Below are 15,495 nucleotides of genomic sequence, written 5' to 3' on the forward strand. Positions count from 1 at the left end.
GAGCTGGCGCCTTTGGGCCCGCCACCCCGTCGGCCGACGCTCCACACCGGCGCACGCTCACCATCTTCGCCACTTCGGGTGCCCCGCACCAAGGACTCACGCACGCGGTACGAAAACCGGATGACCGCGCCCACGCCCGCCTCTACCGTGCATCGAGTGGACAGACACGACCGCTCCGAGCGCCACGACGGGCTGCTGAACGTCATCGACATCGAGGCCACCTGCTGGGACGGGCAGCCGCCGCCCGGATCCGTGAGCGAGGTCATCGAGATCGGGCTCGCCGTCGTCGATCTGCGCGCCCGGGAGCGGATCGCCAAGCACCGCATCCTGGTGCGGCCCCACCGGTCTTCCGTCAGCCCGTTCTGCACCGAGCTGACGGGGCTCACGCAGGCAGAGGTCGACGGGGGCGTCACCTTCGCCGAGGCATGCCGCGTGCTGGTGGAGGAGCACGGCGCGGGTCTGCGTCCCTGGGCGAGTTGGGGCGACTACGACCGGCACCAGTTCGTTCGCCAGTGCAAGGCCGACCGCGTCGCCTACCCGTTCGGCCACCCTGCCGAGCGGAGGCACACCAACGCCAAGGCCGTTTTCACCGAGGCCCACGGCCTGCGCAGAAAACCGGGCATGGCTCAGGCACTTCGCATCGCCGGGCTGCCGTTGGAGGGGCGTCACCACCGGGGAGAGGACGACGCCTGGAACATCGCGGCGCTCGTCCTCGGCCTCGTCGACCGCGAGGCGTGGCCCGACTCCCCCGTCCCTTACGGTCTTTCGGGCGGATACGGCCCCGGAAGCCGGTGAGCCCCGGCCGTACCGCCGTCTCGAGCGAATGTTTCTCCAGTATTACGGAAGCCGTTGAAGCGTCAACGATGTAGGATCCGGGAACAGTTCGAGTGGCCGCACGCGCACACCGCCAGGCGGCCGGACACGACGTGTCCGTACGTTCTGGCCTGCACCCACGGAGTCGCGCGATGAACACAACGCCCCCCACTCAGCCGCCATCCACACAGGACACATACGCCGACGGTCTGGCGTGGCAGGCCCACCGCGCGACATGCGCGGCCTGCACCGCGGAACCCCGATGCATGGAGGGCCACGGCCTGTACGGCCGCTGGCGCAAGGCCGCGCAACCGGCCTCCGACGCCTCGCCGACGTGCGGGCGCTGCGGCGCCTCCATCACCCGTGGCCAGCCCTACGAACGGAACATCCAGGAGCGCCTCTCCGGAGCACCGCACACCGTGTACCGGCACCGGGCCTGCCCCGCGGCGCACGACGCGGCGGCACTGCCGGCGGCGTAGCGCCTGGGAAAGGCCCGACGCTTCCTGCCCGGACCGTGCGACGGTCCGGGCAGGCGCGCGGGCTGATCCAGGGTCAGGGAGTCAGCCGCCACTGCTTGATGTAGCCGACGTCGAGCGACAGGACGTCCCGCACCCTCAGCCTCCACGTGCCCGCGACGGGCTGTGCGGAGGCGTCGACCGTGAAGGTCTGGTCGACGTTGTCGGCGGAGCCACCGCTGCGGTTGAGCAGTGAGTGGACGGTGCCGTCGGGGCCGACCAGGTCGACCGTCAGATCGCCCCGGTACGTGTGGACGATGTTGACGTAGACCTTCGTCGTGGCCGAGGCGTTGCCGGTCCGGCCGGTGATGGTGATGGGCGATTCCACCGCGGCGCCGGCGTCGGGGATGTCGACCCTCGTGGTGCTGGCGTAGACGTCGCCGACCTGCCAGTCGAAGGTCACCGATGCCGTGGCTTCGGTGCTGTCGGTCACGGTGACGGTCACTTCGCCGGTGCCGGCCGTGGTGGGCACGCCGGAGATCAGGCCGGTGTCGCTGAGGGTCAGGCCCTCGGGCAGGCCGGTGGCCCGATACGTCAGGGGCGCGTCCGAGTTGGTGGTGTAGGCGTCGATCTGCAGGGAGACTTCCTGGCCCACGCCGCTGAACTGGTCGTCGACACCGGCGATGTTGACGCCCCGGGCTATCCGGTCGCCGACGTTGACGGCGGCCCAGGCTGCCGCGACGGCGAGGTAGGTGTCGCTGTAGGTGCCGAAGAGGTCCGCCGCGGCCCGCAGGGTCGCGGTCCTGGCGCCGGCGTAGTCGGTCGACGAGGTCATGTACGTCGTCAGCGCCCGGTACCAGATCCGCGCGGCGTTCCCGATGCCGATGCCCGTCACGGGCACACCGTCGTAGGTGGGGCTGTCGTAGGCGACGCCGTTGACAGTCTTGGCTCCGCTGCCCTCGGAGAGGAGGTAGAAGAAGTGGTTCGCCGGTCCCGAGGAGTAGTGGACGTCGACGCCGCCCAGGGTGGACGACCAGTAGTCGCGGGAGGAGCCGTCCTTGGAGGGCTTGTCCATGTACCGCAGCGGGGTGCCGTCGCCGTTGATGTCGATCTTCTCGCCGACGAGGTAGTCGGGGACGTCGGCGGCGAGGCCGGAGTGGAACTCCACCGCCGCGGCGAAGATGTCCGACGTGGCCTCGTTGAGGCCGCCGGACTCGCCCGAGTAGGTCAGATCGGCGGTGGCGCTGGTGACCCCGTGGCTCATCTCGTGTGCCGCCACGTCCAGCGCCGTCAGAGGACGGGCGTTGCCCTCGCCGTCGCCGTACGTCATGCAGAAGCAGCTGTCGGACCAGAAGGCGTTGACGTAGCCGTTGCCGTAGTGGGCCCGGCTGTAGGCGGCCACGCCGTCGTTGCGGATGCCGTTGCGGCCGAAGACGTCCTTGTAGTAGTCCCAGGTCGCGGCGGCGCCGAAGGCCACGTCCACGCCGGCGGTCTGCCGGTTGCCCTGGGTGCCGTCTCCCCAGACATCGTTGTCGTCCGTGAAGAGCGTGCCCGTGCCGGAGGTGCCCTGGTTCAGGTCGTAGGTCCGGTGGCCCGCGCGGTCCCCGTCGACGAGTTCGTACGACGCACCGTTCGGCGTGGTGCCGAGCGGAACCGTTCCGCTGTACTGGCCCGTCCCCGTTCCGGTGTGCACGTCCTCGTACGAGAGGACGGTCTTGCCGGAGGTCGCGTCGGTGACGACGTGCAGTTCGCTGGGTGTGCCGTCGGGCCGGAATCCGTCGACCACCGTCTCCCAGGCGAGGGCCGGCCGGGATCCCGCGGCCCAGACGACGAGGCGCGGCGCCCCGTCGACCGCGGTGCGCTCGGCGTCGGCTGTCCGCGCGGTGGCGAGCGCCTTGCCCGCGGCGTCGGACGCGGCGATCTTGGGCGTGGTCGACGGCACCGTGAGGGTGGCGTCGGTGGCGCGAGACACGGTGGTCCGGCCGTTCCGGTTGTGCACGACCAGGTCGCCGCCGAGGACCGGCAGCCCGGCGTAGGTGCGTTCGTAGCGGGTGTGCGTGGTCCCGTCGGCGTCCTGGCCGACGTCCTTGACCACGAGCTTCTCGCGGGAGCCGAGGTCGAGCCGCTTCGCCGTGGCGGCGCGGCTCGCCCCGGCGGTCTTGAGGAGTTCGGCGCGTTTCACGGACGACAGGGCAGCCGGGACGGCACCGGGGCGCGGGGTGGCGATGATCTTCGAGGGGCCTGGGTCCGCGGGCCGGGCGGAGGCGGGGCTGTCCTGGATGCCGACGGCGAGCAGTGTGCTCGCCGTGGTGAGGGCGAGAGCCGCGGCATATCTGCGCCGGTGGGCGGGGCGGTGTGGCCGGAGCAAGGTCATCTCCTTATGCGGAGTGTGGGGGGTCGCAAGAGTTGTGAACCTTTGGTGAACGTGCGACAGCAGAGTGGCATCATGCGGCGCTGAATGTCATGGATGCGTCAATACATCGGCTTGAACTGGCCGTTGCCTGCTGCGCGTTCACCCCACGGGGAGGACTTTTCGGCCGTGCCATGAGCGCCCCTTGTTCGTATCTACGAACTTGGCGATGCGCGGGTATCCGATCGGCGCGCCTTCTGATAGTAAACCTTCCTATCGGTAATGCTCGGTTAGCCGGCCATGACCAACTGGCCACCCCCCACTACCACTTGGAGTCACCGTGACCCAAGCCTTCGGCAAGCCGGAACACCCCACCACGCACCCGTCACGCCGCACGCTCCTCGCCCTGCTCGGCGCCTCCGCGACCGCCCTCCCGCTGCTCCGTGCTCCGCAGGCATGGGCAGCCCCGATGTGCTCGTACGCCGTCGGGCTCGACGACCCGGCGAAGAAGGAGATCGCCATGAAGCTGGTCTCGAGCGCGGAGAACTCCTCGCTCGACTGGAAGGCCCAGTACAAGTACATCGAGGACATCGGCGACGGCCGCGGCTACACCGCCGGGATCATCGGATTCTGCTCCGGCACCGGCGACATGCTCGACCTCGTCGAGCTCTACGCCGCCCGCAGGCCCGGCAACGTGCTCGCCCGGTACCTGCCCGCCCTGCGCGAGGTCGACGGCACCGACTCGCACGACGGGCTCGACCCGGACTTCCCGGCGGACTGGCGCAAGGCCGCACGTGACGCCGTGTTCCAGCAGGCCCAGAACGACGAGCGGGACCGGGTGTACTTCGATCCCGCCGTCCGGCAGGGCAAGGACGACCGGCTGGGCGTCCTGGGCCAGTTCGCGTACTACGACGCCATCGTCATGCACGGCGACGGCAGTGATCCCACCAGCTTCCGCAACATCCGCAAGCGGGCCCTGCGCAAGGCCAGGCCGCCGGCCCAGGGAGGCGACGAGGTGAAGTACCTCGACGCCTTCCTCGACGCACGGGTGTGGGCGATGAAACAGGAGGAGGCCCACAGCGACACCAGCCGCGTCGACACCGCCCAGCGCGTCTTCCTGCGCAACCACAACCTGCAGCTCGACCCGCCGCTGAACTGGAAGGTCTACGGGGACAGCTACCACATCGGCTAGCGCCTGCCCGGCGGATCAAGTCGCAGGAAGGCAGCGGCCATCCAATCAGCGCAGGTGAGCGGGGCTTGGTGCGTGCGTTGCAGGGCAGAGGAGGGAGTCGACGCGATGGTGTCCCCCCGCTCGAGCGAAGCCGAGAGTGGGGGAGCGCGTGCCACGCCCCCGTCCGCGGCATGATCCGCCGGCCGGACAGGCACTGGCGGGCCCGGGTCCGGCCGGCGGACGGGCGGCGGACGGGCGGCGGACGGGCGGCTCGTCACCGCGCTGTGGGATGGTGGTGACGTGACGCTGGAGGACCTCGTCCGGCTGCGCCGGGCCCGTGACCTGATGGACCGCGACTACGCCAAGCCGCTCGACGTGCCGGCGCTGGCGCGCGTCGCCCTCATGTCGCCGGGCCATTTCTCCCGCAGCTTCCGCGCCGCCTTCGGAGAGACACCGTACAGCTACCTGATGACGCGCCGGATCGAGCGGGCCAAGGCGCTGCTGCGACGGGGAGACCTGACCGTGACGGAGGTCTGCTTCGCGGTCGGCTGTACCTCGCTGGGGTCGTTCAGCTCGAGGTTCACCGAACTGGTCGGCGAGAGCCCCAGCTCATACCGGGCCCGCCGCCATGACGACGGCGCCGCCGTCCCCGCCTGCCTTGCCAAGATCTACACGCGACCGGTCAGAAACGGAGAAGCAAAGCCGGCCCCCCGGCCTTAGCGTGAAACGCATGGACATCAAGATTTCAACGTGCTTCATCGCCGTCGACGACCACGACAAGGCGCTCGCTTTCTACCGGGACGTGCTCGGCCTGGAGGTCCGCAACGACGTCGGGTTCGAGGGGATGCGCTGGGTGACCGTCGGACCGCAGTCGCAGCCCGATGTGAACATCGTCCTCGAACCGCCCCTCGCCGACCCGAACGCCTCGGCGGCCGACAAGCAGGCCATGGCGGAACTGCTGGCGAAGGGCCTGCTGCGTGGTGTCATCTTCCAGACCGACGACTGCGACGCCACCTTCGAGCGCATCCGCGCCGCGGGGGGCGAGGTGCTGCAGGAGCCGATCGACCAGCCGTACGGCGTCCGCGACTGCGCGTTTCGCGATCCGGCCGGCAACCTGCTGCGCTTCAACCAGCCGCGCAAGCAGTGAACCCGGCGCCCGTGAACCGGGCGCTCCCTGCCGGCGCGACCGCGCCGCCGCTCACCGTCGCAAGACGCCCCCACACAACGGATGGAGACAGGACGAGCATGACCACGAGCCCGGACCCGCAGTCGCCCGCGCTGCACGCCGCCGACAGCCACGAGTTGATCCGGGTGCACGGCGCTCGCGAGAACAACCTCAAGGACGTCAGCGTCGAGATACCGAAGCGCAGACTGACGGTGTTCACCGGAGTTTCCGGCTCGGGTAAGAGCTCGCTCGTGTTCGACACGATCGCCGCGGAGTCACAGCGGCTGATCAACGAGACCTACAGCGCCTTCGTGCAGGGCTTCATGCCGACGGTGGCGCGGCCCGAGGTCGACGTCCTCGACGGGCTGACGACCGCGATCAGCGTCGACCAGCAGCGGATGGGGGGCGATCCCCGCTCCACGGTCGGCACCGCCACCGACGCCAACGCGATGCTGCGCATCCTCTTCAGCAGACTCGGAAAGCCCCACATCGGCCCGCCCAGCGCGTACTCCTTCAACGTCGCCTCGGTCCGGGCGAGCGGTGCGATCACCGTCGAGCGCGGTGCCAAGAAGGCGGTGAAAGCGACCTACTCCCGCACCGGCGGGATGTGCACACGCTGCGAGGGCCGGGGCACGGTCTCCGACATCGACCTCGCCCAGCTCTACGACGACTCCAAGTCACTGGCCGAGGGAGCGATCACCGTCCCCGGCTACAAGGGGGGCGGCTGGAACTCCCGGCTCTACAGCGAGTCGGGGTTCTTCAGCCCGGACAAGCCGATCCGCGAGTTCACCAAGAAGGAACTGCACGACTTCCTGCACCGCGAGCCGACCAGGATGAAGATCGCGGGCATCAACATGACCTACGAGGGGCTGATCCCGCGGGTCCAGAAGTCGATGCTCGCCAAGGACAAGGAGGCGATGCAGCCGCACATCCGGGAGTTCGTGGAGCGCGCGGTCACCTTCGCCACGTGTCCCGAGTGCGACGGCACCCGGCTCAGTGAGGGGGCCCGGGCGTCGAAGATCAAGGAGATCAGCATCGCCGACGCGTGTGCGATGCAGATCAGTGACCTGGCCGCATGGGTCCGCGGCCTCGACGAGCCGTCGGTGGCTCCGCTGCTCACCGCACTGCAGCACACCCTCGACTCGTTCGTGGAGATCGGCCTGGGCTACCTCTCGCTCGACCGGCCCTCGGCCACGCTGTCGGGGGGCGAGGCACAGCGCACCAAGATGATCCGCCATCTCGGCTCCTCGCTCACCGACGTCACGTATGTCTTCGACGAGCCCACCATCGGCCTGCACCCCCATGACATCCAGCGGATGAACGACCTGCTGCTGCGGCTGCGGGACAAGGGCAACACGGTGCTCGTCGTGGAGCACAAGCCGGAGACGATCGTCATCGCCGACCACGTCGTCGACCTCGGCCCCGGCGCCGGTACCGCGGGCGGCACCGTCTGCTTCGAGGGCACCGTCGAGGGGCTGCGGACCAGCGGCACCGTCACCGGCCGCCATTTCGACGACCGGGCCGCCGTCAAGAAGGCGGTACGGACTTCCACCGGCACCCTGGAGATCCGCGGGGCGACGACGCACAACCTGCAGGGCGTCGACGTCGACATCCCGCTCGGGGTGCTCTGCGTGGTCACCGGCGTGGCGGGCTCCGGCAAGAGCTCGCTCGTGCACGGGTCGATCCCCGCCGGCACGGGTGTCGTGTCGGTCGACCAGGGCGCCATCAAGGGATCGCGGCGGAGCAACCCGGCGACGTACACCGGACTGCTCGATCCGATCCGCAAGGCGTTCGCGACGGCCAACGGCGTGAAGCCCGCGCTGTTCAGCGCCAACTCCGAGGGTGCCTGCCCCACTTGCAACGGCGCCGGCGTCGTCTACACCGACCTGGCGATCATGGCCGGCGTCGCCACGCCGTGCGAGGACTGCGAGGGGAAGCGGTTCCAGGCGTCGGTGCTGGAGTACCACCTCGGCGGTCGCGACATCAGCGAGGTGCTCGCGATGCCGGTGACCGAGGCGGAGGAGTTCTTCGGCAGCGGCGAGGCACACACGCCGGCCGCGCAGCGCATCCTCGGCCGGCTCGCCGACGTCGGGCTCGGCTACCTCAGCCTCGGCCAGCCGCTCACCACGCTCTCCGGCGGCGAGCGGCAACGGCTCAAGCTGGCCACCCACATGGCCGACAAGGGCGGCGTCTACGTCCTCGACGAGCCGACCGCCGGCCTCCACCTCGCCGACGTCGAGCAACTCCTCGGCCTGCTCGACCGGCTCGTCGACTCCGGCAAGTCGGTCATCGTCGTGGAGCACCACCAGGCGGTCATGGCGCACGCCGACTGGATCATCGACCTCGGCCCGGGCGCCGGCCACGACGGCGGGCGGATCGTCTTCGAGGGCACACCCGCCGACCTCGTCGCCGCCCGCTCCACCCTCACCGGCGAGCACCTCGCGGCCTACGTCGGCGCCTGACCGATCCCCTCGCCGCCACCATTCCTCTGATTTAGCAGTTCATCATTCCCCTCCCGCTCCACCGATACAGAGTTACCCCATGACAAAGAACGACCTCCCATTTCGCGTAGCTCTCGAGGCCGCTGCATCTGGCCGCCGTTTCCGCGGCCGAGGAAGCCAAGGTCGAACCCGAGTTGCTCGAGCTCGTCAGAATTCGCGCGTCGCAGATCAACGGGTGTGCGTTCTGCCTAACAGCCCCTGGTCACTCCGTCCACCCACGATCTGCCGACGCTGGGGCGACCTGCGGGAACGGCAACGGCACGGCAGCACCCACGGGCGGTCGGCCGTGTGCGGAAGGCCCCACCAGACAGCGCTGATGGGGCCGTGACGTCCGTCGGCCTCACGGGGTGGACAGCAGCTCCGCCAAGGCCACGGCCGTTTCGGGATGGCGGCCGAGCAGTGCCACGCCCCGCGCAGCCCGGTCCGGCGCTTCCCACGCGTCCTCGCAGCCCAGCAGCCCTGCCACCGCGTCGCAGGTCGCGGGGTGGGCCGTAAGAAGCGCAACGCCGCGGGAGCCGTCCGCACGGGGTGCCGGACACGCGCCTGCAAGCTCCGGCCGGTGCCGCCACGGCGGCACCCACTCGTCCAGTGCCGCAAGCCGGCCGGGGAAGACCCGGCCCGCCTCGCGTATCAGCAGCGGAGCCAGCTCCGCGCCACCGGATCGCAGGCTGGTGATCAGGGTCGGCAGCCAGGGCAGCAGTACCGGGTCCGGGAGTCGTGCGAACGCGTTCGACACGGCTTCGACGACGAAGTCGGCCAGTCCCGGGACCGGCTCCAGCGCGTGCACGAAACCGCTCAGGTAGCGCGGGTAGGCGGGCAGCACCAGCGGGTTGCCGAGCAGGTCGTCGCACCGGGTGCGCAGGTCCGCGCGGGAGAGGTGACCCAGTTGTGCCTGGGCCGCCCACAGCAGCGCCGCCTTCGCCGGCTCCTCCGGGTGCGACTGCCCGACCGCCAGCTCCAGTTGGGTCCGGTCGCAGCCCAGAGACAGCGCCAGGCTCTCCATGCTGAACAGGAAGCCCAGCATCGCGGCGACCTGGCGGACGGTCGCGTCGTCGTCGGTGAACGCCGTGGGCAGCAGGGTGCAGTAGTGCGCGTACCCGGTCTTCACGAAGGACTCGATCCAGGGCGGCAGCACCGGCTCGCTCGTGCGGTAGTACGCCAGCAGCCTGCGCACCCGGCGCAGTACGTCCGGTGCGCCGTCGACGCTACGTTCGGCCGACAGCACCTCCAGGGCACGTGTGCCCAGCTCGTCCGCCAGGCGGCGGCTGCCCAGATAGAGCGTGGCGTCCTCCACGGCCTCCAGGACGGTCGCAGCGGTGGCCTGGGCGCCGTAGGCCTTGCGCCGCAGCCGCTGCTCCAGGACCTGCTCGATGCTGACGCCCTCGTAGCCGAGCTCGATCAGCGACCGCTGATGGGTGCCCAGTGCCAGGTCCCACGACTCCTGGATCGACCGTTCGCCGAGCCGCCGCTCGCCCATGATCGGCCGGGCGGCGCCCTGCGGCATCAGATACCGCAGCATCCACAGCACGTCGGAACACCGCTCCAGCTCCGGCCGGGCGGCGATGTCCAGCAACGCCCGCTGCACGCCCCGCTGTTGGAGCCTCAGATTCAGCGGCGCGAGCCGGTCGTGCACATCACGGGCCAGCGGCGGCAACGCGTCGTAGCCGACCTGGCCGATCCGGTCGCCGCCCATCATGATCTCGACGAGGCGGCGCACATCGCGCCGGCCCGGTACGGCGTCCTTCTCGATGCAGGTGACGGCCGCGTCCTGGAAGTCGTACGGCGTGGGCTTGGCCCGGTCCCGCATCCCGGCCAGCAGGATCGACGTCTCGAACACCGCGATGGCGTCGGCGGTGGAGGCGAGGTAGCCGTTGCGGCGCGCCGCGCGGACGATCTCCACGGACCAGCCGAGCAGTTCGTCCTCGTCGAGGCGGTCGAGGACGGGCGGTCGCCGGAGGAAGCCGGAGAGCTTGTCCGAGGGCAGCGTCTCAGCCGCCTCGGGGGCAGCGGTCCTTGTCGGCTTCGTCGTCTTCTTCGTGCCCGCCTGGCCCTCCAGCCGGAACGGCCGTACGCCCGTACGCCTGACGTTCTTCGCCCACACCGTGGCGGCGATCGACACCGAGCCGGCGGCGAGACCGAACTGCGCCTCGATCGCCGCGTGACTGGACGGGATCAGGCCGTACTGCCACTTGGTGGCGCTGCGCGGGCCGATCTCGAAGGTGTCGCTGCCGTGGACGCCGAACTCCGCGACGCGGCTGGCCGCGTGGAACGCGCCGCAGACGTAGAGGCAGTCCGCCGGGTCGGTGCCGCTCGCGGCGAGGTGTTCGCGCATCCTGGTCCACATGTAGCGCTCGCGGTCCGCGTCGACGCGAACCCGGTGGGGGTCGCCGGGGGCGAGGCGCCGGAAGAGGCTGCCGATCAGGAGCATGACCTGGCGGTAGGTGTCGTGGTCGCTGTCCCCGAGCGGCAGTTCGACGTACTGGTGCCACCACTCCGACCAGTGCCGTACCCGGCCGTGGCGCAGCAGGTGCTCCTCCAGTTCGGCGAAGCGCGGGCGCAGGTCGCCGATCTCCACGCCGACCGCGTCGCCGTGCAGCGCGGCATCCTCCTCGGTGGACGGCGCGTCCGGGTCGGCCGGGTCGGCGGCTGCCTCGCTGCGGGCGTCCCACTGGAACACGTGGTCCGAGGAGCGGTCGACGAGGACCAGTTCCACGCCCGGGGTGTCCAGGGCGTAGGCGATCGCCTGGTACTCGGCCGACGCCTCGGTGATCGGCGCGACGACCGACAGCGGCGCCCACTCGGCCGGAAAGCCGTCGACCTCGGTGGCGAAGGCCTGCACCGCCACCGGGAGCCGGCAGTTGCGCAGTTCCGTCAGCAGCGGCGCCATGTCCTCGCACAGCTCCAGGTACACGACCTTGGGCTGCTTCTCCCGCAGGCGGCGCGCCATGGCGGTCGCCGAGGCCGGAGAGTGGTGGCAGACGGGGAAGATCTCCAGTGGCTCCCGCACGGCGCGGTCGACGTCGTCGACGATGCCGAGCAGGATGCCCTCCAGGGCGCCGGGCCCGGCGGCGAAGATCGCGGCCGCTTCCTGGAGTTGGCCGCGGAGCGCGGTGAACGTGCCCTCGTTCATGACAGGGTCGCGATCGCGTCGCGGCCGCCCTCCAGGAACTCCGGCCAGGAGCCGCCCTCGTCCTTGCTGCGCGGCTCGACCACGCCGTGCAGGTACTTGTTGAGGATGGCCAGGTCCTCCGGCTCGCGGCGCGCCAGCGATCCGACGAGCGAGGACGCCAGCGTGTGCGCGGTCAGGGTGCGTTCGCCGAAGAAGTTGCTGTGCAGGATCGCGTCCTCCAGCACACCGATCTGCTCGGCGGTGGACAGCGCGGACTCGAGCTTCTCGTCGTCGCTGCCGGCCGCGGCCGCGGAGGCCCGCAGGTCGGCGAAGCTCTGCAGCAGTACGTCCAGCAGCGTGGGCGGCACGTCCAGCTCGATCTGGTGACGGCGCAGCAGTTCCTCAGTGCGGAAGCGGACGATCTCCGCCTCGCTCTTCTTGTTCGTCACCACCGGGATGCGTACGAAGTTGAAGCGGCGCTTGAGCGCGGACGAGAGGTCGTTGACGCCCCGGTCGCGGCTGTTGGCGGTGGCGATGACCGAGAAGCCGGGCTTGGCGAAGACGATGTTGTCGCTGTCGCTGTCGCTGCCCAGTTCCGGAACCGAGATGTACTTCTCCGAAAGGATCGAGATCAGCGCGTCCTGAACGTCACTGGTGGAACGGGTGAGTTCCTCGAAGCGGCCGATCGCGCCGGTCTCCATCGCGGTCATGATAGGTGAGGGGATCATCGACTCTCGCGACTGGCCCTTGGCGATCACCATGGACACGTTCCACGAGTACTTGATGTGGTCCTCGGTGGTGCCGGCCGTACCCTGAACGACCAGCGTGGAGTTGCGGCAGATCGCGGCGGCCAGCAGTTCGGCCAGCCAGCTCTTGCCGGTGCCGGGGTCGCCGATCAGGAGCAGGCCCCGGTCGGAGGCGAGCGTGACGATGGACCGCTCGACGAAGGTGCGGTCGCCGAACCACTTCTGGGGGATCTCCCGGTCGAGGCCGTCGGCGCGCTCGGAGCCCAGGACGAACAGGCGGACCATCTTCGGTGACAGCCGCCAGGCGAAGGGCTTGGGACCGTCGTCGATCGACTCCAGCCAGTCCAGCTCCTCGGCGTACTTGATCTCGGCGGGGGCGCGCAGCAGGTCGGACATGTCAGGCCTTTCCAAGTGATTAAGCGAGGGACGACTTGAGCTCGTGGACGAGCTTGCGGATGTGACCCGAGATCACGGGCGTACCGAGGGCCTTGAACCGCTCACGGAACCAGGGGTTGACCTCCTGCCGTCCGGAGCTGGTCACCGAGCCGACGGGGATGAACCTGACCCCGGAGCGGTGGACCGCCTCGATGCCTTCGAACAACGGCTGGGACCGGCCGAACTCGTAGAAGTCGGAGATCCACACCATCACGGTGTTCCGCGGCTCGGTGATCTTCGGGCGGGCCATGGCCATCGCGACCGGGCCGTCGTTGCCGCCGCCGAGGTTGGTGCGCAGCAGCACCTCGAACGGGTCGCTCACCCAGGGGGTGAGGTCGATGGCGCGGGTGTCGTACGCGATGAGGTGGACGTCCACTTTCGGCAGTCCGGCGAAGATCGAGGCGAGGATGGTGCAGTTGACCATCGAGTCCACCATCGAGCCGGACTGGTCCACGACCACGATGAGCCGCTGAGGTGTCGTCCTGCGGGCGGTCTGGCGGTAGTAGAGGCGGTCGACGTAGAGCCGCTCCTCCTCCGGGCTCCAGTTGGTGAGGTTCTTCCAGATCGTGCGGTCGAGGTCCAGGTTGCGGAAGACCCGCTTCGGCGGGACCGAACGGTCGATGGCTCCGACCGTGGCCTTCTCCACCTGGGTGCGCAGTACGTCGGCTACCTCGTCGACGAAGCGGCGGATGAGTGACTTCGCATTGGCCAGGGCTGTGCCCGACAGGTTGTTCTTGTCCCGCAGGAGCTGCTCGATCAGCGACATGCTCGGGGTCAGCCGGGCGGCGAGCTTGGGGTCGGCGAGGACCTCGCGAAGGTGCATCCGTTTGACGAGGTCGGCCTCGATGGCGCCGAGCTCGGGGCCGATCGCGGCGCGGCCGCCGCGCAACTGCCCCGGAGTGCAGCCGAGCGCGCGCTCCAGCCAGCCGGCGTCGGACTGCCAGCGGGACAGCTGCCCGGCGGTGACCGTGCCGGTGCCGGTGGCGAAGACGTTGAGCAGCACCTTCGACACCAGTGCGGCACGCCGCACTTCGGCAGCACGATCGCGGATGGCCTCGCCGTCCTGGGTCTCCGGCACCATCAAACCGTCGAACTCGGCGGCCAGTTCCGGGTGCCGCTGCACGATCGCGTCGACCGAGGCCTGCGGGTCCAGCAGCGCGGGCGGCAGGCCCATGTCCTCCACCACGGCGAGGCTCGCCGATTCCAGCGTTGCCTGCTCCTCATGGTCGAAGAGACGGGCGAGGAGCCGCCAGTACAGGACCTGACGGCGGTTGTCGTGCGGGTCCGCCTCGGGGGTGTGGCCGGCCGTCGGCGCCGGCATCGGCTCGGTCACTGGCTCTGTCATGTGTTCGGTCGCTGGTTCGGTCATTTCCGCAGCAGCCTTCCGGCGCGCTCGCGCAGTACGGTCACGGCGTCGGTGGCGGCCTTCTCCGCCTTGACGCCGGTCTTGTCGGTGGTGCCGCCGGCCCACGCTCCGGCGTGCACGGCGACGGCCTTCCTGCGCACGCTCGTCTCCACGGCGAGCGGCTGGACGCTGAACGTCCCGGCGTCCCAGCGGAGCAGCCCTATGCACGCGCTCGACGCCGCGACGGCTTGCGGGGTGAGCGGTCCGGCGACCGGGATGCGGTCGGCGTCGACGGCGAGCGGGTTTCCGGCGACGGTGAATGTGATCGCCTCGTCGTCCTTCCGGACTTCGTAGCCCTCCAGGAACACGGGTACGGCGATACGCGCCGGCTGCCGGTCCAGAGGTGCGGTCACTTGGTCGGCCGCCGTGGACAGAGCGACACGGGCGGTGGCGAACGGGTCGGCGGGCTCACTCGCGCGCGCGTGCTCGTCGCTCCAGATCAGGTCGCCCTCGGCGGTGACCGGCATGTCGGCGAGGTCCATCGCCTGGCCTTCGCCGGCGGCGGCCAGCAGCGACATGTGCGGGCGGAGCAACTGCCAGACACCGGCTCCGACGACCGTGTCCGGTTTCGGCACCGAGACGCAGGCGCGCACCAGGCGGGGCGGGGTGCCGTCAGCGGGTTCGAACACGGCGTGGACCTGGGCCTGTGCGGCGGTCGCGTGTTCGTGCAGGTCGACGCCGAGGGGCAGCAGGCGGCCGGTGGCAGTGCCGGTCGGGGAAGCGGCGGCGCCACCGGGCAGCGTGAGCAGCATGGCGCGCGACCACAGGTCGGCCCAGCGGCGGGCCGGGATCCGCTCCAGGGCCGCGCCGGGGCAGGACGCGGCGAGTTCGGCGGCGAAGCCGTCGAGGAGTGTGGCGAGGCGTCGCAGGGCCGGGTCGGGGAGCATCGCGGAGACGATCTGCGCCGCCCCGGAGACCGTCTCGTGGTCGATGCCCTGCCATCCGCAGCGTGCCAGATCCGACAGCCAGGAGCGGGCGGCGGCAAGGAGGTTGACGGTCGGCTGCTCGTCGGACGCCGGCGCCGTCTCCTCACCGCCGGCCCTGCCCGTCATTTCCTGGATGCGTGCCATGAGTGCGTCGTGGACGGAGCCGAGAAGGGCCGCACGCGCGGCGGCGAGAGCCATGAAGTGGTCTTCGCCCGCGGTTCCTGCCGCCGCCTTGTCCGCCGCCTCGGCGACCCTGGAGGACAGGGGCGTCCCGGCGACGGCGTCGGCGAGTCGGGCCAGGTCGGCGGCCCGGGCGGGCTGTGGCCTGAGCAGGCCGGCCACGAGCGCACGGTCGAAAGCGTCCACGGCTTCCAGGGCTTCGTCGAGTCCGTCGACGGTTTCCGGGAGCAGGCCCCTAC

At 70.3% G+C, this 15,495-nt stretch carries 11 protein-coding genes and 1 pseudogene; 7 read left to right on the forward strand and 5 right to left on the reverse strand.

The annotated features are described in order from the left end of the window. The first annotated feature begins 147 nt into the window (after positions 1-147). Entirely contained in the window at positions 148-795 is a 648-nt protein-coding gene (locus ABZO29_RS05175) for an exonuclease domain-containing protein (protein ID WP_367326050.1), read from the forward strand. 170 nt (positions 796-965) lie between these two features. Then, on the forward strand, positions 966-1,292 hold the full coding sequence (locus ABZO29_RS05180; protein ID WP_367318926.1) for a hypothetical protein: 327 nt from the start codon (positions 966-968) through the stop codon (positions 1,290-1,292). 73 nt (positions 1,293-1,365) lie between these two features. Here the strand turns inward: ABZO29_RS05180 and ABZO29_RS05185 are convergent, their stop codons facing one another. Next, complete coding sequence (locus ABZO29_RS05185) at positions 1,366-3,636, reverse strand: M4 family metallopeptidase (protein WP_367318927.1); 2,271 nt, start codon at positions 3,634-3,636, stop codon at positions 1,366-1,368. A gap of 322 nt (positions 3,637-3,958) precedes the next feature. Between ABZO29_RS05185 and ABZO29_RS05190 the strand changes: the two genes are divergently transcribed. From ABZO29_RS05190 to ABZO29_RS05210, 5 genes and pseudogenes are all read left to right on the forward strand, one after another. Continuing rightward, entirely contained in the window at positions 3,959-4,810 is an 852-nt protein-coding gene (locus ABZO29_RS05190; protein WP_367318928.1) for a chitosanase, read from the forward strand. A 279-nt stretch (positions 4,811-5,089) separates the two neighbouring features. Beyond that, positions 5,090-5,509 (forward strand): helix-turn-helix transcriptional regulator, encoded by a 420-nt coding sequence (locus ABZO29_RS05195; protein WP_367318929.1) that lies wholly within the window; start codon positions 5,090-5,092, stop codon positions 5,507-5,509. A 10-nt stretch (positions 5,510-5,519) separates the two neighbouring features. Then, the gene (locus ABZO29_RS05200) at positions 5,520-5,936 is read left to right on the forward strand and encodes a VOC family protein (protein WP_367318930.1); all 417 of its coding nucleotides are present in this window, start codon (positions 5,520-5,522) and stop codon (positions 5,934-5,936) included. Positions 5,937-6,034: 98 nt separating this feature from the next. After that, positions 6,035-8,416, forward strand: coding sequence for an ATP-binding cassette domain-containing protein (locus tag ABZO29_RS05205; RefSeq protein ID WP_367318931.1), 2,382 nt, complete (start codon positions 6,035-6,037; stop codon positions 8,414-8,416). 122 nt (positions 8,417-8,538) lie between these two features. Then, positions 8,539-8,646 (forward strand): annotated as a pseudogene (locus ABZO29_RS05210) (carboxymuconolactone decarboxylase family protein); the annotation flags it as partial. Between the two features lie 149 nt (positions 8,647-8,795). Here the strand turns inward: ABZO29_RS05210 and ABZO29_RS05215 are convergent. Genes ABZO29_RS05215 through ABZO29_RS05230 form a run of 4 tightly spaced genes read right to left on the reverse strand, consistent with a single transcriptional unit; the run spans position 8,796 to position 15,487 of the window. After that, positions 8,796-11,585 carry a hypothetical protein gene (locus ABZO29_RS05215; protein ID WP_367318932.1) on the reverse strand — a complete coding sequence of 930 codons (2,790 nt, stop codon included), beginning with the start codon at positions 11,583-11,585 and terminating at the stop codon, positions 8,796-8,798. Further along, complete coding sequence (locus ABZO29_RS05220; protein ID WP_367318933.1) at positions 11,582-12,706, reverse strand: AAA family ATPase; 1,125 nt, start codon at positions 12,704-12,706, stop codon at positions 11,582-11,584. Before ABZO29_RS05220 ends, ABZO29_RS05215 begins: the two co-directional genes overlap by 4 nt. Before the next feature lie 19 nt (positions 12,707-12,725). After that, complete coding sequence (locus ABZO29_RS05225; RefSeq protein ID WP_367318934.1) at positions 12,726-14,090, reverse strand: VWA domain-containing protein; 1,365 nt, start codon at positions 14,088-14,090, stop codon at positions 12,726-12,728. Positions 14,091-14,110: 20 nt separating this feature from the next. Continuing rightward, positions 14,111-15,487, reverse strand: coding sequence for a hypothetical protein (locus tag ABZO29_RS05230; protein WP_367326051.1), 1,377 nt, complete (start codon positions 15,485-15,487; stop codon positions 14,111-14,113). Between the last annotated feature and the right edge of the window lie 8 nt (positions 15,488-15,495).

This window comes from Streptomyces sp. HUAS ZL42 (assembly GCF_040782645.1).
In the GTDB taxonomy this organism is placed as follows: Bacteria; Actinomycetota; Actinomycetes; order Streptomycetales; family Streptomycetaceae; genus Streptomyces.